Annotated in this window: 22 protein-coding genes; 13 read left to right on the top strand and 9 right to left on the bottom strand. The window is 53.2% G+C overall.

All coding sequences use genetic code 11. From position 1 onward, the window contains the following. Positions 1 to 1,719, bottom strand: coding sequence for a LuxR C-terminal-related transcriptional regulator (locus VFA09_10980; GenBank protein ID HZU67789.1), 1,719 nt, complete (start codon positions 1,717 to 1,719; stop codon positions 1 to 3). A gap of 523 nt (positions 1,720 to 2,242) precedes the next feature. Then, the gene (locus VFA09_10975; protein ID HZU67788.1) at positions 2,243 to 2,767 is read right to left on the bottom strand and encodes a hypothetical protein; all 525 of its coding nucleotides are present in this window, start codon (positions 2,765 to 2,767) and stop codon (positions 2,243 to 2,245) included. A 422-nt stretch (positions 2,768 to 3,189) separates the two neighbouring features. Between VFA09_10975 and mazG the strand changes: the two genes are divergently transcribed. Both mazG and VFA09_10965 read left to right on the top strand, forming a co-directional pair. Further along, positions 3,190 to 4,761, top strand: a complete 1,572-nt coding sequence (mazG, locus tag VFA09_10970; GenBank protein ID HZU67787.1) for a nucleoside triphosphate pyrophosphohydrolase — start codon at positions 3,190 to 3,192, stop codon at positions 4,759 to 4,761. 36 nt (positions 4,762 to 4,797) lie between these two features. Further along, the gene (locus VFA09_10965) at positions 4,798 to 5,613 is read left to right on the top strand and encodes an MBL fold metallo-hydrolase (GenBank protein HZU67786.1); all 816 of its coding nucleotides are present in this window, start codon (positions 4,798 to 4,800) and stop codon (positions 5,611 to 5,613) included. A 320-nt stretch (positions 5,614 to 5,933) separates the two neighbouring features. Here the strand turns inward: VFA09_10965 and VFA09_10960 are convergent, their stop codons facing one another. From VFA09_10960 to VFA09_10950, 3 genes are all read right to left on the bottom strand, one after another. Further along, positions 5,934 to 7,655: an AarF/ABC1/UbiB kinase family protein gene (locus tag VFA09_10960; GenBank protein ID HZU67785.1), complete on the bottom strand. Its 1,722-nt coding sequence runs from the start codon at positions 7,653 to 7,655 to the stop codon at positions 5,934 to 5,936. A 131-nt stretch (positions 7,656 to 7,786) separates the two neighbouring features. Continuing rightward, a complete protein-coding gene (locus VFA09_10955) occupies positions 7,787 to 8,806 on the bottom strand; it encodes a hypothetical protein (protein HZU67784.1) in 1,020 nt (339 codons plus the stop codon). 56 nt (positions 8,807 to 8,862) lie between these two features. Then, positions 8,863 to 9,060 carry a hypothetical protein gene (locus VFA09_10950; protein ID HZU67783.1) on the bottom strand — a complete coding sequence of 66 codons (198 nt, stop codon included), beginning with the start codon at positions 9,058 to 9,060 and terminating at the stop codon, positions 8,863 to 8,865. A 268-nt stretch (positions 9,061 to 9,328) separates the two neighbouring features. On the opposite strand from VFA09_10950, the gene VFA09_10945 reads away from it, so the two are divergent. Next, positions 9,329 to 12,010: a M1 family aminopeptidase gene (locus VFA09_10945; GenBank protein HZU67782.1), complete on the top strand. Its 2,682-nt coding sequence runs from the start codon at positions 9,329 to 9,331 to the stop codon at positions 12,008 to 12,010. 168 nt (positions 12,011 to 12,178) lie between these two features. On the opposite strand, the gene VFA09_10940 is transcribed toward VFA09_10945, so the two are convergent. Next, positions 12,179 to 12,685 (bottom strand): hypothetical protein, encoded by a 507-nt coding sequence (locus VFA09_10940; GenBank protein HZU67781.1) that lies wholly within the window; start codon positions 12,683 to 12,685, stop codon positions 12,179 to 12,181. Between the two features lie 240 nt (positions 12,686 to 12,925). Here VFA09_10940 and VFA09_10935 point away from each other — a divergent pair, with 240 nt between their 5' ends. The 3 genes from VFA09_10935 to VFA09_10925 all read left to right on the top strand — a co-directional run bounded on the left by VFA09_10935 (position 12,926) and on the right by VFA09_10925 (position 16,117). Further along, entirely contained in the window at positions 12,926 to 13,321 is a 396-nt protein-coding gene (locus VFA09_10935; GenBank protein HZU67780.1) for a hypothetical protein, read from the top strand. 56 nt (positions 13,322 to 13,377) lie between these two features. After that, complete coding sequence (locus tag VFA09_10930) at positions 13,378 to 14,781, top strand: DNA repair exonuclease (GenBank protein ID HZU67779.1); 1,404 nt, start codon at positions 13,378 to 13,380, stop codon at positions 14,779 to 14,781. 598 nt (positions 14,782 to 15,379) lie between these two features. Next, on the top strand, positions 15,380 to 16,117 hold the full coding sequence (locus tag VFA09_10925; protein ID HZU67778.1) for a hypothetical protein: 738 nt from the start codon (positions 15,380 to 15,382) through the stop codon (positions 16,115 to 16,117). Positions 16,118 to 16,131: 14 nt separating this feature from the next. On the opposite strand, the gene VFA09_10920 is transcribed toward VFA09_10925, so the two are convergent. Beyond that, on the bottom strand, positions 16,132 to 16,335 hold the full coding sequence (locus VFA09_10920) for a hypothetical protein (protein ID HZU67777.1): 204 nt from the start codon (positions 16,333 to 16,335) through the stop codon (positions 16,132 to 16,134). Positions 16,336 to 16,715: 380 nt separating this feature from the next. Further along, entirely contained in the window at positions 16,716 to 17,381 is a 666-nt protein-coding gene (locus VFA09_10915; protein ID HZU67776.1) for a transaldolase family protein, read from the bottom strand. Positions 17,382 to 17,546: 165 nt separating this feature from the next. On the opposite strand from VFA09_10915, the gene VFA09_10910 reads away from it, so the two are divergent. The 7 genes from VFA09_10910 to VFA09_10880 all read left to right on the top strand — a co-directional run bounded on the left by VFA09_10910 (position 17,547) and on the right by VFA09_10880 (position 24,917). Further along, positions 17,547 to 18,569, top strand: a complete 1,023-nt coding sequence (locus VFA09_10910) for a methyltransferase (GenBank protein ID HZU67775.1) — start codon at positions 17,547 to 17,549, stop codon at positions 18,567 to 18,569. A 6-nt stretch (positions 18,570 to 18,575) separates the two neighbouring features. Continuing rightward, complete coding sequence (locus VFA09_10905; GenBank protein ID HZU67774.1) at positions 18,576 to 19,151, top strand: hypothetical protein; 576 nt, start codon at positions 18,576 to 18,578, stop codon at positions 19,149 to 19,151. Then, positions 19,120 to 20,040, top strand: a complete 921-nt coding sequence (locus VFA09_10900; protein ID HZU67773.1) for a DMT family transporter — start codon at positions 19,120 to 19,122, stop codon at positions 20,038 to 20,040. The genes VFA09_10905 and VFA09_10900 overlap by 32 nt, the downstream gene beginning before the upstream one ends. A gap of 19 nt (positions 20,041 to 20,059) precedes the next feature. Next, positions 20,060 to 21,727 (top strand): amidohydrolase, encoded by a 1,668-nt coding sequence (locus tag VFA09_10895; protein HZU67772.1) that lies wholly within the window; start codon positions 20,060 to 20,062, stop codon positions 21,725 to 21,727. 294 nt (positions 21,728 to 22,021) lie between these two features. Then, entirely contained in the window at positions 22,022 to 22,534 is a 513-nt protein-coding gene (locus VFA09_10890; protein HZU67771.1) for a hypothetical protein, read from the top strand. Positions 22,535 to 22,884: 350 nt separating this feature from the next. Continuing rightward, positions 22,885 to 24,144 carry a transcription termination factor Rho gene (gene rho / locus VFA09_10885; GenBank protein ID HZU67770.1) on the top strand — a complete coding sequence of 420 codons (1,260 nt, stop codon included), beginning with the start codon at positions 22,885 to 22,887 and terminating at the stop codon, positions 24,142 to 24,144. Between the two features lie 2 nt (positions 24,145 to 24,146). After that, on the top strand, positions 24,147 to 24,917 hold the full coding sequence (locus VFA09_10880; GenBank protein HZU67769.1) for a 2-phosphosulfolactate phosphatase: 771 nt from the start codon (positions 24,147 to 24,149) through the stop codon (positions 24,915 to 24,917). A gap of 56 nt (positions 24,918 to 24,973) precedes the next feature. On the opposite strand, the gene VFA09_10875 is transcribed toward VFA09_10880, so the two are convergent. Further along, positions 24,974 to 25,831 (bottom strand): endo alpha-1,4 polygalactosaminidase, encoded by an 858-nt coding sequence (locus VFA09_10875; GenBank protein ID HZU67768.1) that lies wholly within the window; start codon positions 25,829 to 25,831, stop codon positions 24,974 to 24,976. Between the last annotated feature and the right edge of the window lie 177 nt (positions 25,832 to 26,008).

Here is a 26,008-nt window from a genome sequence, read left to right as displayed (position 1 = left end):
TTACAGCCACTTTTGCCTCGTCGCCACCACCGCGGCCTGCGTCCTATCCTTCACCTGCATCTTCTGCATGATGTGATGCACGTGCGATTTCACCGTCTCGACGCTGACCGAGAGCTTTTGCGCGATTGCGCGATTGGTTGCTCCCTCGACTAGCAATTGCAGCACCTCTCGCTCGCGCCTTGTCAGGATACGCGAGGACTCACCAAGCGGGAAACGGGCCTTCACGGTCGTTCCTTTGCCAGGCTTACTCGATATCTCTACTATTCCGCCGGCCTGCCGCACACGCTCCTGCATTGTTTTCAAGCCGAAGGTGACAGCTGCCGGTTGGGCATGCAGGTCTTTTTTAGAGCGAGAAGTGGCGGCTTTCCTGGGAGCCCTTTCTGTCTTCTGCCCGGTGCTGAAGCCAATGCCATTATCGCTTACCTGCACAATGAGCAAACCGGTCAACGCACGAATGCGAATCGTTACATGCGTGGCATTGGCGTGCTTGCGCACATTATTGAGTGCCTCCTGCACCAGGCGGTATACAGGCACTTCCAACGAGGGAGGGCAGATATCAAGATTTTCTATCTCGTAATCAACCTTGATCGCCGGTTCGTTTCGCCTGAACTCGTGCAACAATCCTCGCACAGCCGCCGCGAAACCCTGTTCCTGCAATTGTGCCGGCAGCAGTGATGAGATGCCCTGGCGCAAATCTTTCAGTGTATCGATCAGCACATCACGCGCCCTGCTCAGTTCTCGCTGAGCGCCCTGCGGCTGCCGCTCGTATATACGCCGCACCAGTTCCAATCTGTGAATCACATGCGCGATATTCTGGGCTACTCCATCGTGCAGATCACGAGCGATACGGCTGCGTTCCTGATCGATAGCAGTTTGTATTTCGACAGCACGCGCTTGTTCTTCGCCCCGCGCCCTGTCATTCTGAGCGCAGTCCTCCATCTCATTCTGAGCGCAGTCCCCCATCTCATTCTGAGTGTAGCGAAGAATCTCACTGGCCCTCGCCTCAGATTCTTCGCTGCGCTCAGAATGATGGGGCGCGGGGGCACTTATCGATCCTGATAGTTGATATTCAACATCGCGAAGCGATGGCTTTTCCCCCTCAAGGCTAGCTTCTTGAGAGCTGGTGAGATAAGCGGATAGCAGCGAAATGCAGATGAGTAAATCGCCTTCTTCAAGCGCTTTCAGCTCAATTGCTGGCTGTTGCGGACCAAAACAGAGGACGAGTACGCCCAGGGCATCGCCTGCTGTTCGCCCTATGCCCACGGCGCCAACAATTCCAGGGCCCTCACGCCATACCCAGTACCTTTCCTCTTCAAGCGTGCGCGGATCACCATACATATCTGGAATGTACTGCAGTCCCGGCGTACTCAGAGCGGAGCCAAAGAGTCCATTCAAGGGAATCTCAATACGTTCAGCATGTCCTTGAACTAACGACGGCATACCATAAGATTCGTTCTTATTCGCCTGAATACTTCGTAGCTTGTCTGAGGCCTGCTGTTCCATGATCGCATCTTTGCCAGGAAAAGTATGATGCGGAGGGCGCCCGCTGCGCTCCAAAAGGGCAAGCACATGGCGCTTCTTATGAAACAGGAACAGGAGGGCCAGGCGCGCGCCACTGCTCTTACGCGTATAATCCAGCAAAACCCGCCGTCCATGGGCAATTGAGGGATCATGTTGTAGTTGCGCGACGAGTTGTAAGAGCATATTCGATGCTGCCACAGCTTTCTCTATCCAATGTTGTATCTTCTTCTGTCTTCAGCATACAGGAAGGAAAAATAGGGGGAGGGCCCCTTTTGCGCATTCGCCAGCCCTAAAAGGAGGAAGAAATCTGGCGGCGAGCGCGCAAAGGAGCCCGGTAGAAAGGGGGAAAGCGGGCGTGGAGGAGCGCCCGTGGTGGGACAATCTAAGAAGGGACACATTACAGGGAGGACGGAGCACGCTGGCCGAGGGAACTGGCCAGGCTCTTTACAGTTCACCGCTCGCTTGCTATTCTCAAGTATAGCTGATCGATTGTAGAAAATCAAGCAACCTGCGTGGTAAATTAGTACTAAGTATTTCTATGGAGCCTGCGGATAGAAACAAGGTGAACAGCCTTTTTACCATGAGTCCGGTAAAAGAGTTGTTCACCCTGTAGATTCTTCGCTGCGCTCAGCATGACAGGCCCCGGAGACACCTGGCTGTTTCCGGGGCCTGTCATGCTGAGCGCAGCGAAGAATCTCTAATGATTCTGCCAGGAAAACATTTATTTATGGGTGAGAGTGGCCGATGACGAGGATGGATGTTCCATGGGCGTTTTGTCAATGGTAAGCAGAGTCCTCAATTCGGAATCCGTTACTGTCTTGTTCGTCTCAGGGTCAAAGACCACGTTATCGCGCGCGCAGTAATACAGGCGGTCATAATGCGCCATCGCGCGGTCGTATGCAGGCAGGTATAGCGTCGATTCGTTATCACCCTTTACCACCCGTAGAAAAGCCATCAATGATAATACCAGAGCCACAACGATAGCTATCATTGTGATGATCACCTGCGCCAGGTTCGCGGCTTCCCCTGTGGTTTCTGACCCAACCAGGACGAAAATAAAAAATACACCAATACCAACCAGGAGTATCGCAGCTATCATATATTTGAGCATGGATACGCTGCCTACTGGCAATGCTGGCGGCGCGAGTCGCTCAACACCTGCCTCGTAGGCTGTCTGTAATTTTTTTACTTGATCCGCCCGGTTGCATACCGGGCAAAGGGGTTTCTGACTGATAGAAGATGCCATAATCGAAATAACCTCCTAGTCTTATCGCCTCTGTAGGGGCAACGGCGATAAACCATCATTCTACTGCTATGAAAAGCATATCACGAAGTCACTTATTCGACAATGCCAGATCTGTTATTTAGTACGCGCGATTGCTAAAACTCAAAACATCGCTGGCATAAGGCTGTCGCAAGATGATGTGCTACTTAGAATTGTAATACATATGCTTACAAAAAAGAAAGCATGCACCTTCTACTGTGACTATTGCTGGGGTATAAAACCGGGCTCTACCCTTTTCCAGATTCCTGCATTATACCAGAATTACTCCTCCATGCTATTTCGCTGACGCTTCAGGCTACAGGAAATCGGAGTTGCCTTACATTTGACACGTAGCTCTCTACTCGCTACACTACAGTCAGGTATGTAAAGAGAGAGGAAGAGGCATGACAACACCGGCAGTAATCACTATCCTGGGCCTTGGCCCTGGCCGCTATGACGATCTCACCTTGCAGGCACACGCATTGCTCGCTCAAGCGGCCAGAGATGGACAAACGGTCTACTTTCGCACGCTCATTCACCCCACCGTTGAACCAATCCGGCAGGCTTTGCCAGGTCTGCGCATCGAGTCTTTTGATTCTTTTTATGATGAGTCAACCGATTGGGACAGCCTCTACAGTCAGATTGCTGAGCAAGTCTGTTCGCTGGCCGCTCAATCGCCAGTAATTTACGCGGTGCCTGGTCATCCTTTAGTGGGAGAAGCCTCGGTGCAGCTGGTGATGCAGATGGCGCGAGAGCGAGGCCTCAGTATGAGTATCATTGCCGGCCTCTCATTCCTTGAACCCGTTTTTACCACGTTAGAACTCGACCCGCTTGCAAAAGGCACGCAGATTCTCGATGCGACCAACCTTGCGGCGCTGCAACAGGACGAGATAGCGGGCAAAATTATTCCCACCGCTCCTCTAGTGGTAGCGCAGCTCTATAACCGGCGCCTGGCAAGCGCGGTAAAGCTGGCGCTAGGCGAGATTTATCCCGATGAATGGCGTGTGAAACTGGTGCGGGCAGCGGGCGCCGGTGCTGGAGAAACCACTGCCGCCAATGACCAGGCGGTGATCGAAATGCCGCTCTATGAGCTTGATCGCAATCACTTCCCCAATCACCTCAGCACGCTCTACGTTCCGCCCGTGGATGAACTCACCGCGCTGCGGATGCCTGAAACCCTGCGCTATATTACGATGCGGTTACGTCGCGAGCCGGATGGCTGCCCATGGGATCGACAGCAGACGCACGCGTCGTTGATCCGTTACGTAATTGAGGAGGCATACGAGGTCGTAGAGGCGATTGAAAAGAACGATCTGGAAGGGTTGTCCGATGAACTTGGCGACCTGCTGCTCCAGGTTTACCTGCATTCCGAAATTGCGCGCCAGCACGATGAATTTACGCTGGGCGATGTCTATGAACATGTAAATGCGAAGTTGATTCGCCGTCATCCTCATGTCTTTGGTCAGGTCGAGGTAGAGAATGCCGGTCAGGTCGTGCAGAACTGGGAGGTCATCAAGCAACAGGAGCGCGCAGCTGCCGGTAAAGACGTGAAGACTGAAAGCGTACTGGATGACGTGCCCTCGGGCCTGCCCGCGCTAATGGTAGCGCAGGAATACCAGAAGCGGGCTGCCAGACTGAGTTTTGATTATAAAAATACACAGCAGGTGCTGGCGAAGCTGGAAGAGGAATTACAGGAATTGCAAGAGGCCAGCACGCCCGAAGAGCAACTTGATGAAATGGGCGATGTTTTGTTCATCGCGGCTCGCCTGGCCCGTGCCTTACATGTTGACGCGGAAGAGGCGCTGCGCCATGCCAATCGCAAATTTCGCCGCCGTTTCCAGGCCCTGGAACAGCTTATTCGCGATGAATCGGGTGATGGAGGACGGCCACAAGGGTATGCTCCTAATGCGTATACTTTAGAGCAATGGCTTGAGTTATGGAGAAAGGCCAAAGACTCAATACAGGCCGAACCTTAATAGAAACCCAATATATCGCATCACTGGAGATTGAAGATGCAGCAGCCATACACGATCATTCTGGCCCCCAATCCCTCGATTATGACGGGTCCGGGCACCAATACCATCGTTCTGGGCGATGGAGTCGAAGGGGCAACGGTTATCGACCCGGCGATAGACGATGTTGCCTATCTCGATGCCATTTTGCGCGAGGGAGCGGAACGTGGCGCTATCCGACGCATTCTGATCACGCACGGCCATCCAGACCATATTGGAGGTATCAATGCCTTGCGCAAACGCCTGGGGACGCATCTCGTGCATGTCTTCGCCTTCAATCGAAAGGGCACGCCGGATATCGACGAAGAGGTCCCGGATGGAACCATATTTCCGGCGGGTGATGACACGCTCCGTGCCATTCATACCCCCGGCCATCGCTTCGATCACCTGAGCTTTTACCTGGAAAAAGCGCGCGTCCTCTTTGCCGGTGACCTCATTTCCGGCATCACAACCAGCGTGATCGCGCCTCCCGAAGGTGATATGCTGGACTATCTCAACTCACTCAAGCGCTTACAGGAACTGGACATAGCGGAGATAGTGCCCGGTCACGGCCCAACCATACGCGACCCACAGGCGAAGGTAGCGGAGTATATCGCCCATCGCCGCTTGCGCGAGCAGCAGGTGATGGAGGCATTAGAAGATTTACCGCGCGGCACGAAGATTCCAGAGATCGTCAAACTCGTCTATACCGATGTCGATCCAAAGCTGCACTCGATAGCAGCCTGGTCGGTAGAGGCTCATCTTATTAAGCTGGAACGCGAGGGGTTGGCGGAGCGAGTGGATAATGGGTGGGCATTGGTTGAGCCAACGGCTTGATGCGGATTACTGAAATTTGCGATCTCTTTAAAGAAAGATGGTAAGATTTATTGCCACCTGGATATGCGTTTGCGGCACTGATCTTTAAAGAGGCACAGCAATATATGCGTTCAGTGGGCAAAAAGAGAAACGATTTGAACAGGCCGAGGTAGCGGTTGCTATCCACGTAACTTGCTTCCCCTGATGAATTTTACCTTTCAAGATCGAGAAGTACCTTCAGGCCGTGTCATTCTTCGCTGCGCTCAGAATGACACGGCCTGGATCGCTTAGATTACCAATCCTATTGGCAAAATTCATCGGGGTAGAGCGGAATCTGTTGATTACCGCCTCACTAACAATCTCAATGCCGTCAAGGCGGAGAGCCCTAGAAATATCCAGCTGGCGATAGCCTGGTGGATATCGCTCAAAATGATGCCGCCGGCCAGAGAGGCAGCGAACATGACTATCCAGGTGAGCTCGCTCAAAGAAGAGGTTGTTCCATTGCTCAACCCATTGACCTGACCATTCCTCCTCCCACGCCTGGCGTTGCCCCGTGACCTGTGTTCGGGCAGACCTACATGAGCTTTCACCTCGAGTTGTCCGGCATCTATTTTATTCAGCAACTGTTCGATTGAGCGCGGCAGGGTCAGTAGTATGCGGCCCGATTCCAGCAGTTGGTTCAAGAGCTGCTGGACAGACTGACCAATACCCTCGGCATCAAGTCCAAGGAATTTGCGCGCGTAAGGAGTTGCCACATCAACAAAATTGAACTCCGGCGCCAGGCCGGTTGCCACACCTACCAGCGTACCGATTGCCTTCCCTGTAAAGGCGAATTGGGCGGGAATCTGAAATGGCTGGCCATATAACAACCGTCCCACCTCATCAGTTATCTCAGAAATATCTAGCTCGCGCGCCTCACCCAACGTCATGCCATAGTACTGCTCCATCATGATCGAGATGCCGCGCTCGATAGAGGCTATATTCGCACCCTCGCCGATGAAGCCCAGGTGACTCAATGCCTCTACCAGTCCATGTGAGTCGCGTGTGACAAAGCTCAAGAACAGGTCCTTCAGAGCCTTCTTCATGCTTTTGTTTAAAGAACCTACCATACCGAAATCGACGAATTCGATAATTGGGCCGGTACCGGGTGGTCCTTGTTTGACAAAAATGTTTCCTGGATGCGGATCGGCATGGAAGAAGCCCGCCTCGAAAAACTGGTAGAAATAGGTGTTGACCGTGCGCTTCGCCACCTCGAGGCGGTCGATACCGGCAGCATCCAGCGCGGCATAATCGTTGATCTTGATCCCATCTATCCATTCCAGCACCAGCATGCGGCGCGAGACATAGTCCTCATAGACCCTGGGGATATAGATCGTTGGATCATCTTTGAACATCTCTTTGAACCGCTTCGCGTTCGCCGCCTCGGAGACAAAATCGATCTCCTCATAGACGGTACGCCGAAATTCACGGTAAAAGCCCATCAGGTCGATGAACTCGCCGGTATCGACGAAGCGGTTGATTACCCAGATAACGAACTTCAGTGTACTCAAATCCATGCCGACAAGCCGCTCGATGTTGGGCCGCTGAACTTTGACAGCCACGGTTTCGCCGGTTGATGCAAGCACAGCTTTATGCACCTGGCCGAGCGAAGCGGCTGCGGTGGCCTTTTGCTCCAACACGCTGAAAACCTTCTCGACCGGCCTGCCGAGTTCTGACTCGATCACATCAACAATATGGCTGAACGGTTCCGGTGGCACTTCATCCTGCAATGAAGACAGGACTACCAGCGCCCGCTCCGGTAGAAGATCAGCGCGGGAACTGAGGAACTGTCCCAGCTTGATCATCAGGACACCGAGTTTGATGGCCGTCTTGCGAAAAGCAACCAGCACCTCGATCAGCACATCAACATTCGGTTGTACTTCGTAATTACCGCGTTCACGGGCGCGAACCACGCGCCGGCGTTCGCGATAAATAACCCATATTGTCCATAAGAGCAGGCGCGAAACGCGTAGAAAGCGTACAATTTGCGAAAATCTATTTATTCTCGGAGTATTTCTTCGCATCGAAATGCCTTTCAATTCTATGTTAGCATATCATGTACGATGGATGGCGGATAGGGGTTTGAAAGGCTGGGGGAATATCGCAAGGCAAAGCAATTTGAGGATTCGAGGTGCCCTACGATATGAAAAAAGGGTTATTTTTTCTTCTTCCTGCCGTTCCTGACAGGACGCCGACCATTCTGGTGCTGAGTAATCATAGAAGCTGATTGAGGTGCCTGTTGCTGTGGAATTTGCTGCTGGGCAATCTGTAGCATACCAATCATCGCTTCATTATTACCATTTTCAACGATCTTATATGCTCCTGTGTTAGCAAAGGTAAGTGTGATAGCTGTATAGAGATCACGAATTGCTTCATGAAGATCTGGTACTGTTCTCAAATCAAGTATCTTAACCCCTAAAGCCTGAAGTTCCGCCATTCCTACTCGTCGACCATGGGAACGGAAATTATTATGGTTTGCAAGATAAGTAGCAATTCGTTCGGCCTTTTGATTCGCATCTGGCTCATCTGCAAACATGTATTGCTCTAGCCACTTGAAAACCAGTTCTTTTGCAAGAGCGAGATGATTATCACATTGTGCTAATAATGCTGGACCATACCAGCCGAGAATAGGAACCCAGGCAGGAAGTTTTTTAGGATCGCCATTTATTTCATCCTGAGCAGCTTTAAACTGATCTTTAATTGCTTGTGCCGGGGCAAAAATGGTTCTTCCATCCTGAACGAAAGTCATTTGTGGATCAGTGGGACCTAATTCTGATCGTTCGTCCATTAATAATACTTCGCCCGACATAGCGAGCATAGTAGCAGCGCTCTTTGCCACATTAGGAATAATAAAGCGAATATGGGAAAAGCGATCTCGCAAAAGAGCTACTATTGATTCTGTTGCTTCTGCCGATCCTCCTGGACTATGCAGGAGGATATCAATGCCTGCTCCATGAGGAAGATTGCGAGTCACCTCATCAAAACCATCTTTATCGGCTAGCGAAATAATAGTCAAGTTACCAGTAAACTGAGCTTTGAGAGGGTTTGGAGTAATGAAGTCCGTTGCGTAGACAACCAAAGAACGACCTGTTATGTTCTGAACATCCGTAATTTTTTGACGACGGACAACATCAATAGCGTCAGACCTATTAAGTCTGACTATTTCTTCTTGCACACTATTCCAACTACTCATCTTACTTACTACGTATCCAATCTACACGGTACGATCTACTAATGATTCTGCTTATCTATGCTCGTTGTAGAGGTGCTCTGATATATATGGGGACCATATAAAGCGTTTAAGGTCTCCTGGTATTTTGCCAGGGATATTCCAAAGAGTTTCATCGCCTCAGCAACTTGAGGATTTTGGCGTTTGAAATCGGCCAGTTGTTGCGGTAATGTAATTTCGCCTTCCTTCTCTTCTGGCATTTTTTATACTCCCTTCATAAGGCAAGCCAGGACAGATTTCTTTCATGTAATCAATCCTACCAGGATATAGGCTCAGATGTCAACCCGCCCGAACAGTATTCTTCAGAGCCTCTAAAAGTCTTGTACATGAGCGTAAATTTGTCCTGTTCTCGTGAAGATTTGACTTTAAATGACTCTGCGTCCCTCAACGTTGCGCTCCAATCTCCCACGTACTATGATTAAGAGTAGTAGTAATCCCCTGAGAAAAGCTAGTAATTGGAGGTCTCCTTTGGAAAGTTGTACGTGTGGATACGATTTCTATGAACACGATCTGAATGTATCCGGTTCTTATGTCAAGGCGCGCTCCTTCTCGCTACCAGAAGATCGACCGCATTATGCCCCTGACCGGCCCGCCGACGACCGGCATATCCGTCTCGAAATCGTGCTTGACTTCGAGAACGAAACGGTGAGCGGGACCGCCTTTCATACCTTCTCTACCCTCTATGAAGAGCTGAAGACCATCACATTAGACGCCGTAGAACTGCATATCGAGCAGGTCAGCTTGATGGATGGAACGCGCTTACAATATAACGCCGATGGCAAAAAGCTCACCATAACGCTGGATCGTACCTATCATCATGGTGAAGAATTTACCATCGCCGTACGGTATTCTGGAAAACCGCGTACAGGTTTGCATTTCATCAAGCCTGGACCGGAAGATGCGTCGCGTCCCGTCCAGGCCTGGTCTATGGGGCAACCGCGCTATGCCAGCTACTGGTTTCCCTGTCTTGATGCGCCAGGCGAACGCGCTACCAGCGAGATCATCGTCACCGTCCCAGCGCGGTTCCAGACCATCTCCAACGGCGTTTTGCTTGATGTAACGCAGAATGATGCCGATTCCCGGTTGGGAGGGATACCCACGAAGACCTATCATTGGCGGCACAACATACCAACCGCGGCCTACCTGATTTCACTGATAGTGGGAGAATTTGCCGTCATTGAAGATTCCTTCAGGGGCAAACCCGTTCAATACTACGTAAGGCCTGACCGCAAGGACGATGCTCTGCTGCTCATGGGCAAGACGCCGCAAATGCTGGAATTCTTTTCAGAATATACGGGCGTTGAGTATCCCTATGACAAGTACGCGCAGACGGTCGTCGAACTCTATACCGGCGCCATGGAGCATACATCGGCGACTACCCATAGTTTCATGCTGTTGTTGGACCAGCGCGCGGCCCTCGACTTCAACACGGTTGCGGTTGTTGCCCACGAACTGGCGCACCAGTGGTTCGGCGACCTGGTGACATGCCGGGATTGGGCCAGTGGCTGGCTGAACGAAGGCTTCGCCACCTACTTTGAGGAGCTATGGACCGAACACGACCTGGGAAATGACTACTTCAAGCAGTCGATGCTCAATCTCAAACAACGCTACCTGGGAGAGGACCGCAACTATCGCCGTCCCATCGTCTACTACGTCTATCATGACCAGGGATTTGAGTTATTTGACCGGCACATGTACGACAAGGGTGCCTGGGTCTTACACATGCTGCGCCACCGGTTGGGCGATGCCGCGTTTCGCCGCGCTATCCATGCCTACCTTGAACGATACCGCGAGCGCGAAGTTGTCACTGCCGATCTTGAACGCACAATAGAAGAGGTCACCGGGCATAGCCTGGAGCGGTTCTTCGAGCAATGGGTCTATTCAGGCGGCTATCCAGAGTTTGAGGTGAGCTATGCCTGGGATAATGAACACTCTATGGCAAAAATAAAGATTCGACAGGTACAAAAGGTGGATGACCTGACACCCTGCTTTGTCACGCCTGTTGATCTTGCTTTTACGCTCCCATCATCCGGCAACCCCACCAATAATACCGGCGCACCGCAAACGCACACTGTGCAGATGCGCGTAGTGGTTGGCGAGGATGGGCAAAGCGAGCAGACTTTCTACTTTCCCCTGGAACGCGAGCCGGTCATGGTACGTTTTGACCCCGACGGCTGGTTGCTTAAAACGCTGAAATTTGATCGTCCTGACTCCATGATGCGCTACCAGCTCGCGCATGATCCCGATATCCTGGGACGCATTGAGGCCGCCGAAGCGCTGGGCAAGAAAGGCGGCGATGAAAATATCGCTGCTCTTGCAACAGCGTTGTTCCACGACCCATTCTGGGCTGTAAGCAGGGATGTCGCCAAAGCTCTGGGCGCTATTGGAACCGCGAAGGCGCAGGATGCTCTTTTGCAAGGATTGCAACAACTCGATCCGGCCCAATTCTCACGCGTGCGCGCTGCCATCGCCACCGCTCTGGGAGAGTTTCAAGCGCCCGAGCAGGCGGAACTGGCGCAGCGCTCGGCCCAGGCGCTCAGCACTTTATTGCAAAAGGGAGATACCAGCTACCTTGTAGAGACCGCGGCAGCGGAGGCGCTGGGAAAGACGCGCACGCCTGGCAGCGTTGAACTGCTGGAAAAGCTCTTGTCGCGGCCAACCTGGAACGCGACGGTCGAAAAAGGCATCCTCACAGGGCTTGCGCTGTCAGGCGAAGACCGCATTGTCGAAATTCTCAGTTCCTGGTTGGCAGATACCCACCGCCGTCCTACCGAGCGCCTCGCGGCGGCTTCCGCCATCGAAGTCATGGGCAAGCATCGCTACCTCTACAGTGAAACGGCCTGCCAGCGAGCCATCACGGCGCTGTGTATGGCGGTTGAGCATGATAACTGGCCGCGCGTACGAGCCGTGGCAGCGCTGGCGCTGATGCCATTTGGCGATAAACGTGCCATTGCGCCCTTAGAGCGAGCCGTAAGCCACGAACTCGAATCGCGCGGGGAGCGTAATATGCGCACTGCCATAATGGCTCTCCGTTCCGGTGGCAGCAGCGATGAACAGTTAAAAGAACTGCGCCAAAACCTGGATCGACTGCGCGAGGAGAACCGCAAGCTGCAAGAGCAATTGAGTGCTCTGGAAGCCAGGATTTCCTGACTTCTGTCATCCACACAGTGCCGATAATGAAGTTTTGCCATCAAAATTGGTAAGCGTCCCTGGTCGTGTCATTCTTCGCTGCGCTCAGAATGACACGACCAGGGACGCTCCGATTGCCGGTTTTGGTGGTAAAACTTCATCATCGGCACTGTGTGAATTATCTACAGGCTACTGTGCAGTTGCTACCGGTACAAAAACATCGCCTTCAGAGCCGCAGGAGCTCACGTGCAACCCATCATTTTTCAGTGCTGCGCTGCCGCATGTATATGTTCCCGTTGTACGCGGCTTATTGGGAGCGATATACATCTGAACCGTATCGGTTATAGTACACTTGCCATTCTGATTCTTGATTGAGAAGTTATGAATGGTGCCCGTGTCCAGGCTGCTTTGCGAAAAGGTCAATATGGCAGGATGACAGGCTGCATAGGCCTGGGCGAAGCAACTCTCGTCTTGCTTCGCGGTACTTCCTTCAGTCGGTACCACGAGATCACGGATTGTATGCACCATACCGCAATTCCTCACCACCGGCGGCTGCGCTGTAGGTGTCGGAGTAGGCGGAGTAGATGGCTGGCTGCCAACAGTAGTGCCGTTATAGCCACAGGCGCTCAGTAGCACCATCAGAAGCAAGATACCCCCTCCAACCAGAAATGCCCGTATTTTTTCCCCTTTCAACATGCGTTTTCCTCCTTTTTCTTTGTTTGTCCGTAGTTGTTTGTTTCTGCCGGGGTGCATCTCGATGATCGCCCCTCCCTTACTCATAGGTAAGACGCTGGCGACCGCCAAAAGTTCCCGTACTTGTCTTCAGGGCATATTCGCGCTATAGTAGGGCTGGCGGAAATGATTCCGCATTTTTCACCGCGAAAGAGAACAATGAGAATAGATACGCCGCAATCAGTTGCGGCGTTGGAGTCAATAATGGTAGATATCATTGCTAATCTGCACTTTCTTAATATGGTGCTGGTGCTGGCAACGGGAGCAATATCCGCTATCTGGGGCTTCATCCTTTTTTTTCTGAAGAAGGCTATGAACAGGCCATGGCGCATCATGCTCATCATCACCGGCATCGATACAGCGATCCAGGCTTTGCTTGGCATCACACTGGTGCTGCTGGGCCAGAGGCCAGGCGCTCCTGGTGATAGCCTGTACTATCTACATTATGTGTATGGTGCTATCGTGGCCCTGGCCATTCCGATTGCCGTTACCTATGCCACCGGCGGCAAGAATCAGCGGCGCGATGTACTGATTTTTAGCATTGCCGCATTAATACTTGTAGCGGCGGCCATTCGTGCCCTCATGACAGGGCCATCGTAGGGGCCAGATTTATCGCGCTCCAGGGAACTTAGTTCGAATAGAGGTAGGAGAGAAGGATGCGGGCCTCGTTTATCCATATCGCGGATACTCATCTCGGCTACGAGCAATATGGTGTGCGCGAGCGATTCAATGATTTTAGCCGGGCATTCTGGGATATCATCGATGACGCGCTCAATCGCCGCGTCGATTTTATGGTCATTGCCGGCGACCTGTTCAATAAACGCGCCATTGACGCGCTTACGCTGATTCATGCTATCGAAGGGCTGAAGAAGCTCAAAGAGCGCGGTATTCCCGTGGTGGCAATCGAGGGCAACCATGACCGCAGCTATTATCGCGACGGTATTTCCTGGCTGCAATTCCTCTGTCACCAGCAATACCTGATGCTGCTCGCGCCGCGTATGCGCGATGGAGTCCCGCAACTCGCTTCCTGGGACCCTCACACGATGGTCGGCTCCCATGTAGACCTGCTGGATGGTCGCCTGCGCGTTTATGGCCTACCCTGGCAGGGCGCCGCTACACTGCGCAGCATGGATGGACTGGCAAAGGCAATGGAGGCGGTTCGTGACGAGGAAGAAGCCGCCGGCATCGAGTACCGCCTGCTGATGATGCATACCGGCCTGGACGGTATCGTACCGCGCATCCAGGGGCTGCCAACCATGGCACAATTCGAGCCGCTGCGCCACCAGGTCGATTACCTGGCCCTGGGTCACGTACATAAACCGTATGAATTCTACGATTGGATGTATAATCCTGGCTCGACCGAGACCTGCGGCGCAGAAGAATCGGCATGGGAGGACCGCGGCTACTATTATGTCGAAATCGATACTGAGCATCCAGAAAGCATCATCGACCCGCACAAGCAGGCACGCTATCATCGTGCCACACACCTTGTAAGCAAACGCCGCCCATTCATACGCCACGACTTGCGCGTCGATGGCCTGCAAGAGCCAGGCGAACTCTATACGCGCCTTGATGAGTATTGCCGCCGACATGGGCCTGACCACGATGAGGATGCCGTGCGCCCGCTGGTGCAGATAAACCTGGTAGGAACGCTGGCCTTTGACGCCGGTTCGCTTGACACAAACTATATGGAGGAAATAGTACGCAACCATTTCGCTCCTCTCCACGTGCGCATTGACAACAATACCAACGACCAGGACTATGTTCCTGATGACGGCGATATCGATGGGCGCGACCGCTCGACCTGGCACGAACTGGAGCGCCGCATCTTCGAGGAACTGATCGGTCGTGATAGTCGCTATCTACCTGCACGCGAGCAATGGAGCAGGGTCCTTGCTGAACTGAAACAGATGGCGCTGCAAAAGGACGATCCCACCCGGATCGCGCTCCACTTGCGGGAGAAGCGCGCAGAACTTCTAGTTTCAATCTCCAACGGGGTGTCGGGCAAAGGCCCGGTTCCTGCCGCTTCTCCGCGGGGAGTGTATAGTGACCAAACCTGAATATGTCTGGTGCAAATGCATAGGCATCTAGGGGCCGATTCATCGCGCCCATCGGCGATTGATCGGCCCCGCATCAATTCCTACGATGTTTCATCAAACTGCATTTCCTGGCCCCTACATCCCCTATGGACGGAGAACCAGGTAGTACTTTTTTCTTGACAAACAACTATACCAAAAGGTATACTTGTGTAGTAAGTTGAGTTAGTCAATCAACTTACTACACTTCGGGTTATTGGAGATAAGTACCTGTGACACGTTGAACCGGCTCAGTCTATAGCAGTTTCTTGACGCGAGACTGCACGGAGTCGTTTGCCATCGTCATCTCCTCTGAGCCTTTCACATGCACAAAAGCCTTGCCGGCCTTATCTCCATAGACCCGTTTTTTCTAAGAAACTCAGGTAAAGGTACTGATTAGCCTGGTCTAACCGGGCAAAAGAACAAAGTGCCGCTCCAGGCTTGCCTCAAAATCGATCTAGATTACCTTTCGACCAGTTTTTCTGCGACTTGAAATTTTGTTCCAAAAACCCCTTGACATAGAATATTTGTTCTGCTACTATTACGCATGTGGAACAGAGTTTCTTAAAAAGGAGGTATTCCTATGGGGGCAACACAGGCTAAAAAACAGCTCGCACCGGTAGATTTTGACGAAGAAGAAGATGACTCTATCTATCAAACACGGCCTCCTAGCAGCGCCCGCAGGTACATACAACCTGTAGAGCATGACACGCTAGAAGATACAGATATTCAAAAGGCTCCGTTCATCCAGAAGCGGCGCTCCAGCGCGAACGCGACCACCAGCACGGGCATGATTTCGCAGGCGATTGGCCCCAAGACAACTGCCCCCCGGACCTCCGTTCCTCCTCCAAGGGCAAGCTGGAGGTATCGAAGCGTAATTCGTCGTTTCCCCCTGGTAGCTCTTATCATCGGAATGCTGCTTATGGCCCTGCTGGCGTATCTCTTAAGCTCGTTCGGTACATGGTGGCAAATTCATCAGGATGATGTAACCTATGGTCGGCCTCGCACTTTCCAGGTTGACGCGGCCGTAGGGCACAACGATGGTTCCGCGAACCCATCGCACTTTATCTTTCTTAACCTGAACCGCCATGTTGAAATCATCGAATTTCCCGGCGGGGACGCCACGCACGCGCATATCTATATCGGCCCCACCTTGTTTGGCGATGGGCAGGATTTAACCCCCATTACGGGTGAATTCCGCGATGTGAATGGCGATGGCAAGCCGGACATGATTGTGCATATCCAGGACCAGGTTCTGGTGTATATCAATACGGGTACCGAATTCCGCCCGGCGCAACCCTCTGACCATGTACATTTGTGACGTCATGTTCTGTTTCAGTCGGTCGCGCCTTTATTCTCGCGCCGGCTCAGGCTAAAGTACGAAAAGGATATAACGAAGACAAACATGCCGATCACTATGTACGCGGTCTGAAAATCCACCCCTGCCGCAAGCGCGAAGCTACCCAGGATAATGAAAGCGCCAATGAGGAAGAATAGAACACCGAGAGCCGCATACAAGTTGTTGCTGCGATAGACCATGGCGATTACTCCTTCCTACATATTCTTCTATCTAAAAGAAGTATACAACAAGAAAAAGCCTGAAGGAACTCACCCTTCAGGCTTCCACCCTACCACCTGGCCACCACAAATACCGCTACATCTGACAACAATTCCTCTAGGCTTTTCCCCCTACCACTTTACCACTACTCCCAGGATGCCTAAAAATCCCCTCCCTAAACTATCTTCCCCTGGCATACTATCCTGAGCTTCTCCCCGCCTTTTGTCTGTTGTCACTTGAAAATCCCCATTCGCTTGTTACAGGACATACTATACCATGTCAACCTGACGAACCTATGAAAAGGGATAAGTGAAGTATGACAAATTTTTCATATTTCGATCAACTGATCAATTTAAAAACATTACAGTTTATTCATTTTTTGCCAATCCTGGGAAAATCGCTCGATGGCCTCTTCGGTCAGGGGATCTGTGATCATGTTTAGCAGCACTTGAGGTGCGATGGTTAAATCATCCGCCCCGGCAAGTAGAGCGCGAGCGGCATCATCTCCCGATTTGATGCTGGCAACCAGAATGCGCGTGGGAAGACCGGCGTTGTGCAGCACACCGGCTATTTCAGAGATGCGCTCGCTTGCGTCAATGCCCGAACGTTCCATACGCCCATAATATGGTATAACGTAATCGGCTCCGGCCATGGCCGCGCTATACGCCTGCGCAACCGATGTGACGGCCGTAAACGCTATACGATGCTGCTGGCGCTTCAAACGCTGCGCCACGCGCATACCAGTAAAAGTCATCGGAATCTTGGGAATGACACGACCTGGGTTAGCCTGGATATATGTCAGGGCCTCCTGATACATATCCTCGTCTGTAGTCGCGCCCGGCTGTATAAAGATCGCGCCATCCATTAGATGCAGCAATTCGTTGAGGACGCGCTGGGGACTTAATTCCTGGCCGCGCTCGCGCGCCTGCAACAAAATAGTCGGGTTGGTGGTTACGCCCGCCAGGGGTACCGCCTGAACCACGTTCGTGATATCCTGGAGAAACGCGCTATCGACGTAAAGAGCCATGCCTGTACTCCATTCCAGCCTATGATGTTCTATCGTTGTATAACCATTATACGAGAATGTTTCAGGGCTTGACACGCTTTACCTCTTGATGAAGCGGGATATATGAGGCATACTGAGTGCATATCAAAGAACTTCTGTACCTGTATGTAGAGGCAAACAATTAGTATGGCGGCATTTCATTCCTGTTTATTATGTGAAACTGTCCAGCTGGCTATTGACGATCACGTACTGATTCTGAACTCGGCGGAAGATGAATTCGTAACAATGGCGGCCCAGCAAATTCCGAGAGGCAGACTTATACTTGCCGAAGATAATCTAGCTGCCCTGTCGCGCTTTGAACAGTCCCGAGAGCGTAATGCGCCTGGCGCATACGAACACATCCCCTTTCACGAATACACCGTGCATGCAGCACCGGCAACCATCGATATAGCAGTGATGAACATCCTTTACCAGCCGGGCAATGCCTGGATACACTATGGCTTGCAGCTAGCCAGGTACGCGCTGAAGCCGGGGGGACATCTGTATGTCACAGGGGCTAAGGACCGCGGCATCCTTTCAGTGACAAAACGCATGCAGGAATCCTTTGGCAATGTTGAGACGGTGATGATCAGCAAGGGGCGGCGCGTGGTCTGCTCGCGCAAAGATGAAACTCTGGTCCGTGGCGAGGTCCAGGTGGTGAAGCCAATGCTTACTCCTTTCGCGGACGGCGATTTAGATGAGGGGACACGTCTATTGTTAGAGGCCTTAGAGGTGCATGCGACCGATGTGGCCCTGGATATCGGCTGCGGGGCCGGGTACATCGGCATGCATATCGCGCATTTAGCCAGGAAGGGGCAGGTGACGATGGTCGACACAAGCCTGGCCGCGGTAGATGTGGCGAGACACAGGGTGGAGCAGAGCGGTCTGACCAACGTGCAGGTTCTACCCAGCGACGGCATCCAGGCAGTTCGCTCGCAACGCTTCGACCTGGTTGCGACGAACCCGCCATTCCACCTGGGCGGCGTCCAGACCACCGAAACGGCGCAACGCTTCATTCGCGAAGCCGCGCAGGTGCTGCGCCCTCGCGGGCGTTTCTACCTCGTCGCGAACCGCTTTCTGAAATACGAGCCTGTGATGCGGGCCAATTTCAAGATGGTTGAGGAAGTTGGTGGAGATACGAAATATAAAGTGCTACGCGGACTGATTTGAAAGCCAATGCTTGAATTTCATTTCATTGTGATAGAATTAGCTAAGATGACACCGGATGATTTCAGGCAGCTAGGATTGCCAGGCATCCAGCCATTTATGATCCTGACAATGGGCGGCGCGACTCGTGAAGTGGCAGATGAGATTTTCAATAATCTTAAGGAGGCAGGTAGGGAAGAAACATTGCCTGCCGCGTTTACATTAGTATCGTTAGCGTTCGGCAAGGGAAATATAGCAGACCAGCAATGGCTGAGAGAGAGGTTTAGAATGCATAACGTATTACGTGAAACACCTATCTATCAAGAAATGACAAAGGAAGCTCGCGAGGAGGGCTTGCAACAAGGCTTGCAACAAGGCCTACAGCAGGGTTTACAACAGGGCCAGCTGCAGGGCATTCGCGAGACACTGCTGGACATAGTTCAGGAACGCTTTCCAAAATTGCTTCGTCTGGCCCGCAAGCAGGCCGAAGCCATTGATAAACCTATACTCTTGCGACACCTGATCGTAAAACTTACTGCGGCACAAACAGCAGAGGAGGCAAAACTCTACCTTCTTGAGGCGGGCGAGGACGAAGACGCAGAATAAATCACGCCCTCGCGCCACCCTTGCCTGGCTCCTGCTCATCCTGGCCAACATTCTCTGGGCGTGCAGCTATGTTGCTGCTAAATATGCCCTGCGCGATGCCTCGGTTCTGGTCATGAACGCGCTCAGGATGATAATCGCCGCTATTGTCCTGCTGCCGTTCCTCATCGCCATGCGCAAAGATTTGCGGCTAACCCGCAGAGATTTGCCGCAACTGGCGCTACTTGCTTTCATCGGATTGGTCATCAATAAAACTTTTGAGTATGGCGGATTATCATTATCCACAGCTTCAGATGTCGCGCTGCTCATTACCAGCGAATCGTTGTATACGGCGATCTTCTCGTGGCTATTGCTACGCGAGCGCTTCAAGCCGCTCGCGGTTATCGCGCTGCTACTTGGCTTTGCCGGCGTCTACCTGATCGTCGAGCGCAGCCCGTTACCGAACATTCCCTCGGGTGGGGGTATTTTGCGCATGGTGGGTGACTTGATGGTTGTGCTGGCATTGATCTTCGAGGCATTTTATACTGTACGTGGGAAGGCGCTGCTGGTGAAGCACTCACCCTTATTGATCACCGCCGCGACCATCGTGGGCAGCACTATTTTCTGGATTCCGATTGCCGGCAGCGATATCCTGCTCAACGGCTGGCACCCGTTAGGCCTCGCGGCCTGGCTGGGAATAGGCTGGCTGGCGCTGATGTCCACGGTGATTGCCTATTTAGCCTGGTTTAAGGGGCTGGCAACCGTCGATGGCTCCGCCGCCGCGTCGACGCTGTTTATCCAGCCGCTGCTCGGTACCGTCCTGGCAATTCTTCTGCTGCACGATCAGCTGCTTCCCACAACAATCGCGGGTGGAATATTGATCATCGCCAGCGTCTATTTGATTTCGAGATAGTGCAACTGGGGATATTAGAATGACGACGATACTTTATTTGAACGGTACGATCTATACGATGGATGCGGCGCAGCCGGGGGCGCAGGCCATGGCTATCGATAGCGCCAGCGGGCGCATCCTGGCCGTTGGCGACAACGACGAAATACGCCGCATGGCGGTCAGAGACAGCGAAATGATAGACCTGCGCGGCAAAATAGTCCTGCCCGGCTTTACCGACGCCCACATTCACCTCATCGAGGCAGCCTATCGCAGGCACTACATCGACGCCAGTGGAACGAGCAGCGAGGCAGAGGTGGCAAGACTGGTGCAACAGCGCGCAGAGCAAACTCCACCCGGCCAGTGGATACAGGGCGGGCGCTGGGATAAAAATCTCTGGCCCGGCCAGCAGTTTCCCAGCCGCGCCTCGCTCGATGCCGTCGCGCCTGCCCATCCCATCGCCCTATGGAGCAAAGATGGGCATCTGCTATGGGTCAACTCCCTGGCCTTGCAGCGAGCCGGCATCACCAGGGCAACACCCGATCCGGCCAATGGAGCAATCCTGCGCGATAGCAATGGCGAACCCACCGGCGTTCTAGAGGAAGAAGAGGCAACCTCGCTCGTCTACCGCGTTATCGACAAACGCGATCCCATTCTGACTCGACACCTGACGCAAAATATCATCAAAGACTTGCAGCGTTCCGGCATAACCAGCATTCACGATATCGAGGCTAGAGAATCCTTCACCCTGTTCCAGCAACTGCGCGACGAGGGACAACTGGGCGTGCGCGTGGACATGTTCTTGCCCCGTCACATGCTGCCGGAGCTGCGCGAAATAGGATTACGGGCAGGCTTTGGCGATGATTTGCTGCGCTTTGCCGGTATCAAAATCTTTGCCGATGGCACGCTTGGCTCGCAGACCGCGGCCATGCTCGAAGGCTTCGAGGGCAATCCCAACAACAAAGGTATCCTGACATTGCCGGAAGCAGAGATGAAAGAGACGGTCAGCGCCGCCGCCGAAATGGGCATTAGCATTGCCATTCACGCCATCGGTGATCGCGCGGCCCATGTGGCGCTGAATTCCATCGAATACGCGCAACGATTGTTGGCCGATCAATCGGCGCTGGGCGCGATCAATCGGCCCCTACAGGGACCGGGGATTGGTTCGTCGTCCGGGGGTAGGACGAGGCGCTTGCGCTACCGGTTGGAACACGTGCAATTAATTACGTCCGAGGACCTTGAGCGTATGAAGCGGCTCGGCGTAGTGGCCTCAGTGCAGCCATTCCATGCCGTCGCGGACCGCGATATCGCCGAACGCTACTGGGGCAGGCGCTCTCGCCACGCCTACGCCTACCACACCATGCAGCAGATGGGCATCCCGCTCGCGCTCGGCTCCGACGCACCTGTCGAGACATTTGATCCAATTCGCATCCTCTATGCCGCCACCATGCGCAACGACACCGCTACGCCACAGCGTCCGCCCTGGCTGCCCGATCAGGCCTTGCCGGTGGCACAGGCGCTCTGGGATTACACGATGGGCGCGGCCTATGCTGCCGGGCAGGAGGATCACAAGGGGTCGCTAACCCCTGGCAAACTGGGCGATGCAGTCGTTTTGCACGAGGATATTTTGAGCGTGCCACAGCAGAAAATGGCCGAGAATGGAGTGCAGGCGACGATTCTGGGGGGCAGGATCGTGTATGGGGAGATCTAACATGAGGGGCGTCCTCACCCCAGGGCGCGATGATGCAGTTTGACGAAATACACTGGTAATAGGCATGGGGCCGATCAATCGGCGATGTGTACGGTGAACCGGCCCCTACCCCTTATTTTATGCCCCTCTGTATACTGGACTCACAAGGAACTTGACGACTGCCAGTCAGGAACCGGAGCAACTACAAGGGTTTACCCTGTAGGGACGGGCGTTCTTTCCTTAAAACCTGCACAGGTGACGAGGACAGGCACAAAGCACTGTCCCTACATTTTTTTGCCAGGAGTCCAGAAATCCATGCTAGTAGAATCAGGACAGGCACAAGGTGCTGTCCCTACAATCCCTGAGCCGGAACGCCTGCCAGAATGCGAAAGAAATCTCGATTTGTATCTCGAGCAAATCTGGTATCACTATTTCTTTGATGTACCGCGAGCGAATATTGTGAAGATCGCCTATTGCCATCCCTGGAAACGGCGGCTCGGCCTGATCCGGCTTTCCCTCGATAACACGATATCATTTATTGGCATCAATGCTTTGCTGCGCAACCGGCAGGTACCAGAATATGTGCTGATTACAACCATCGCGCACGAACTGACGCATTATGCGCACGGGTTTGGCTCGCCTTTGCCGCGTATCCATAAGCACCCGCATGCCAATAACATTGTGAATCGCGAACTTGAAAAGCGCGGCTTAGGAGAATTGGCCCATCAATGTGATGAATGGATTGACAAATACTGGTTCGCGTTCTATGATATTGAACGTGGGTCTGGCCGGAAGGAATCCCCCGGGTTGATGACGGGTGGGGCATAAGGGCCTCAGAGGAGCGATGCGAGGCGCGTTTCAATCTCTCGCGCCTGGGTGCGACGCTTCTAACTACCACGCGCTGCTGGTAACCCACGTACACGATCATTCGTATTATTTCCAGATGGCCGGAATACAGGAAAAGCTCTTGACATCTGCCTTTACGTATGATATATTCCTGCTAGCTCCTGAGGTATGTATCGCGCCATTCCAAAGTTCCGCAGGTCTTTCTGTAATGTAGTGTTGTTGTAAACAGCCGCGTATTTTCCATTAAATTCCAGGTTCATCAAAGAAAGGAGAAAGGGCGTGTCACTTTCCATACTTCCCACGGTTGTGGATTCGCCCCGCCCTAGAACAACGTGAATATTGCCGAACTAGAAACCAAAACCATAACGGAGCTGCGCGACATCGCTCGCGACCTCGAACTCTCCGGTTACACCACCCTCAAAAAACAAGACCTCGTCTTCCGACTTCTCCAGGCCCATACCGAACAACAAGGCAACATTTTCAGCGCGGGGGTTCTGGAAATCGTTGAAGATGGATTTGGCTTCCTGCGACAGGAACGCTTCCTACCCGGCAACATGGATGTCTACGTCTCACAATCACAAATTCGCCGCTTCGGCCTGCGCACAGGTGACATGGTCTCCGGCCAGGTTCGACCGCCCAAGGACAACGAAAAATACTACGGTCTCTTGCGCGTCGAGGCTATCAATGGAGTCGATCCCGAAATTGCCAAGCGCCGCCCGCATTTTGATGTCTTAACGCCGATCTTTCCACGCGAAATGTTCAATCTCGAGACGGGTCCCTCGAACATCTCCGGGCGTATCATCAATCTCGTCGCTCCTATCGGGCGCGGACAACGCGGTTTGATCGTTTCTCCCCCCAAAGCCGGCAAGACGATGCTCCTCAAATCCATCGCCAACTCCATTACCGAAAACTACAACGATGTCCATCTCATGATCGCGCTCATCGGCGAGCGTCCAGAAGAAGTCACCGACATGAAACGCTCGGTCAAGGCCGAGGTCATCAGTTCCACATTCGACGAGCCAACCGAGGCGCATACACGTGTTGCCGAGATGGTGCTGGAGCGCGCCAAACGCCTGGTCGAAGGCGGGCGCGACGTAGTCGTACTCCTCGATAGCATTACGCGCCTGAGCCGCGCCTATAACCTGGCCGTGCAGCCCAGCGGTCGCACGCTCTCCGGCGGTCTTGATCCAAGCGCGCTCTTCCCACCCAAGCGCTTTTTTGGCGCCGCGCGTAAGATCGAAGAGGGCGGCAGCCTGACGATCATCGCGACCGCGCTAGTGGATACGGGCAGCCGCATGGATGATGTGATCTACGAAGAATTTAAAGGCACCGGCAACATGGAACTGCTGCTCAACCGCAAGCTGGCCGAGCGCCGTGTCTTCCCCGCCATCGACATCTCGCTTTCCAGCACGCGCCGCGAAGAATTGCTGCTCGACGACAAAACGCTGCGCGCAGTGGTCGTCATGCGCCGCATGTTCTCAACGCTGGCCGATCAACGCGGTATGGAGGCAATGGAGGCGCTGCTACAACATATGTCGAAGACAAGCAACAACATGGAGTTCCTGGCCACACTCAACAAGAGCATCCTGTAAGCGTGAAGCATATCCACATCTTGCGCGCGGGCTTTCTTCGTGCAGGAGAGGCACACGGTGTTACCATCGTTATCGATGTGATTCGCGCTTTCACAGTAGCCGCCTATGCGTTCGCGGGTGGAGCGAGCCGCATCTGGCTTGTGCGCACCACGGACGAGGCATTTGCATTGCGTGGGAGAGAGCCGGAAGCTCTGCTGGCAGGGGAGATCGGCGGGCGATTGATTCCGGGCTTTGATTTCAATAATTCACCCGCGCTGATGGCAAAGGCTCCGGTCGCGGGTCGCCTGCTCATCCAGCGTACCGGAGCGGGAACGCAGGGGGCGGTCAACGCTGCCCATTCACGCTACCTGCTGATCTGTTCGCTGGTCAACGCCACGGCCACCGCTCACTACGCTTCCATGCTGGCGGCTGAGACGGGCGAACCTATCACCCTGCTGCCCACAGGGAGACCGGACGAGACATTTCCTGAAACTGAGGATGATTTCTGCGCCGATTACCTGGAAGCGCTGATTACTGGTCGCGAGGATGCCCCACAACTGCTGGCGGACAGAATCGCGCGTTTGCGCCAGGGGCGTTTTCCGCAGTGGGAACAGGGAAATGAGCAAGATTTCCCTTTTGAAGATATCGAAAAGGTGCTGAACGCGGATCGCTTCCATTTTGCTATGGCCGGAACCCGGCAGGAATGGCATGGGATTACATATGTTGAGGCGAAACGAGTAGACCTGGTGATTCCTCATAAGCCTGCCAGAGATTCTTCGCTGCGCTCAGAATGACAGGCCTGCGCGCAGGCCTGTCATTCTGAGCGCAGCGAAGAATCTCTGGCACCAGTTCAGCGACACGCCACACGATACGGTCCCAGATTGAGGTGTTTCTTCATCGAATTGAAGTTCATGGCATTCGCTTCTGGGCAAAACTGCGACGGATTCAACTTGTATTCGACTTCCATTACTGCTTTGTTGGCCTTGATGAACGGCAAGAGCTTGTCGCATTCTTTGTACTGGAAGCACTGCTCATCGAGCGACCAGTCAAAGTAGGGCAGCAGGTCGTTGACCTGATCCACATCATTTTTCAGCGCGACCGATAGGCCCAGCGAGTGCGCGGAATTGGCAAGCCAGACGTTATAATTGAGCTGATCCTGGTAGGTCAGAGGAAAGCCGGTCTTGTTGCTGTAGCCATCGACATTATCAAACTCGACGCCATCGAAGCCCTTGGACTGGCAAAGCTGCATGCGGGCTTGCATGATTGGCTCCAGAATAGAAAGCTGGCGAATATCCAGCCAGCGCTCGCCCGGCCAGCCGTTATGCCTGCCCAGCACCGATTTGGGAAACTCTTTCGCATCGGGCCGCCACTTCTCCCAGGTGCCAGCATCAATATAGCAGATCACGATGCGCCCGGCAGCATGCAGCGACTGCACGACGCTGGCCGGATTATCAAACATATCGATATCGTACATGACGACATTGAACGACTGATCGACCTTGCCCGATAGTTGCCACTGCCAGCTCGTATTCAAAGCCGGTTGCCAGCATCCAGGGCATGGAACGGGCGGCGGCAGCGATGTCTTCACTGTAGAGCTAGCAGGAGCGGCATTTACAGGAAGACTATAGGAAAAGAAAAGCACTACAACGAGTACAAGTGCGGGCAGAAAACCTGCTGATCGGGTCATCTTTGAACGCATAGCTGGCATGTGGCTTGCCTCCTTCGCTGATCTCTATTGCGATCAAAAGTAGCTTATCCATTTTTCAATCGCAGTATAACAGATGAGCAGCGAAATTTGCTATGGCTTTATTCCCAACTCGCTCACAAGAAGACACACCACTGCTTAACACAAGAAATGAAGGCCCCGATGCCGCTGAATCGTCCG

Source organism: Ktedonobacteraceae bacterium (assembly GCA_035653615.1).
Classification (GTDB): domain Bacteria; phylum Chloroflexota; class Ktedonobacteria; order Ktedonobacterales; family Ktedonobacteraceae; genus DASRBN01.
The sequence above is the reverse complement of the archived record's forward strand: the minus strand, read 5'-3'. Positions and strand labels throughout refer to the sequence as shown.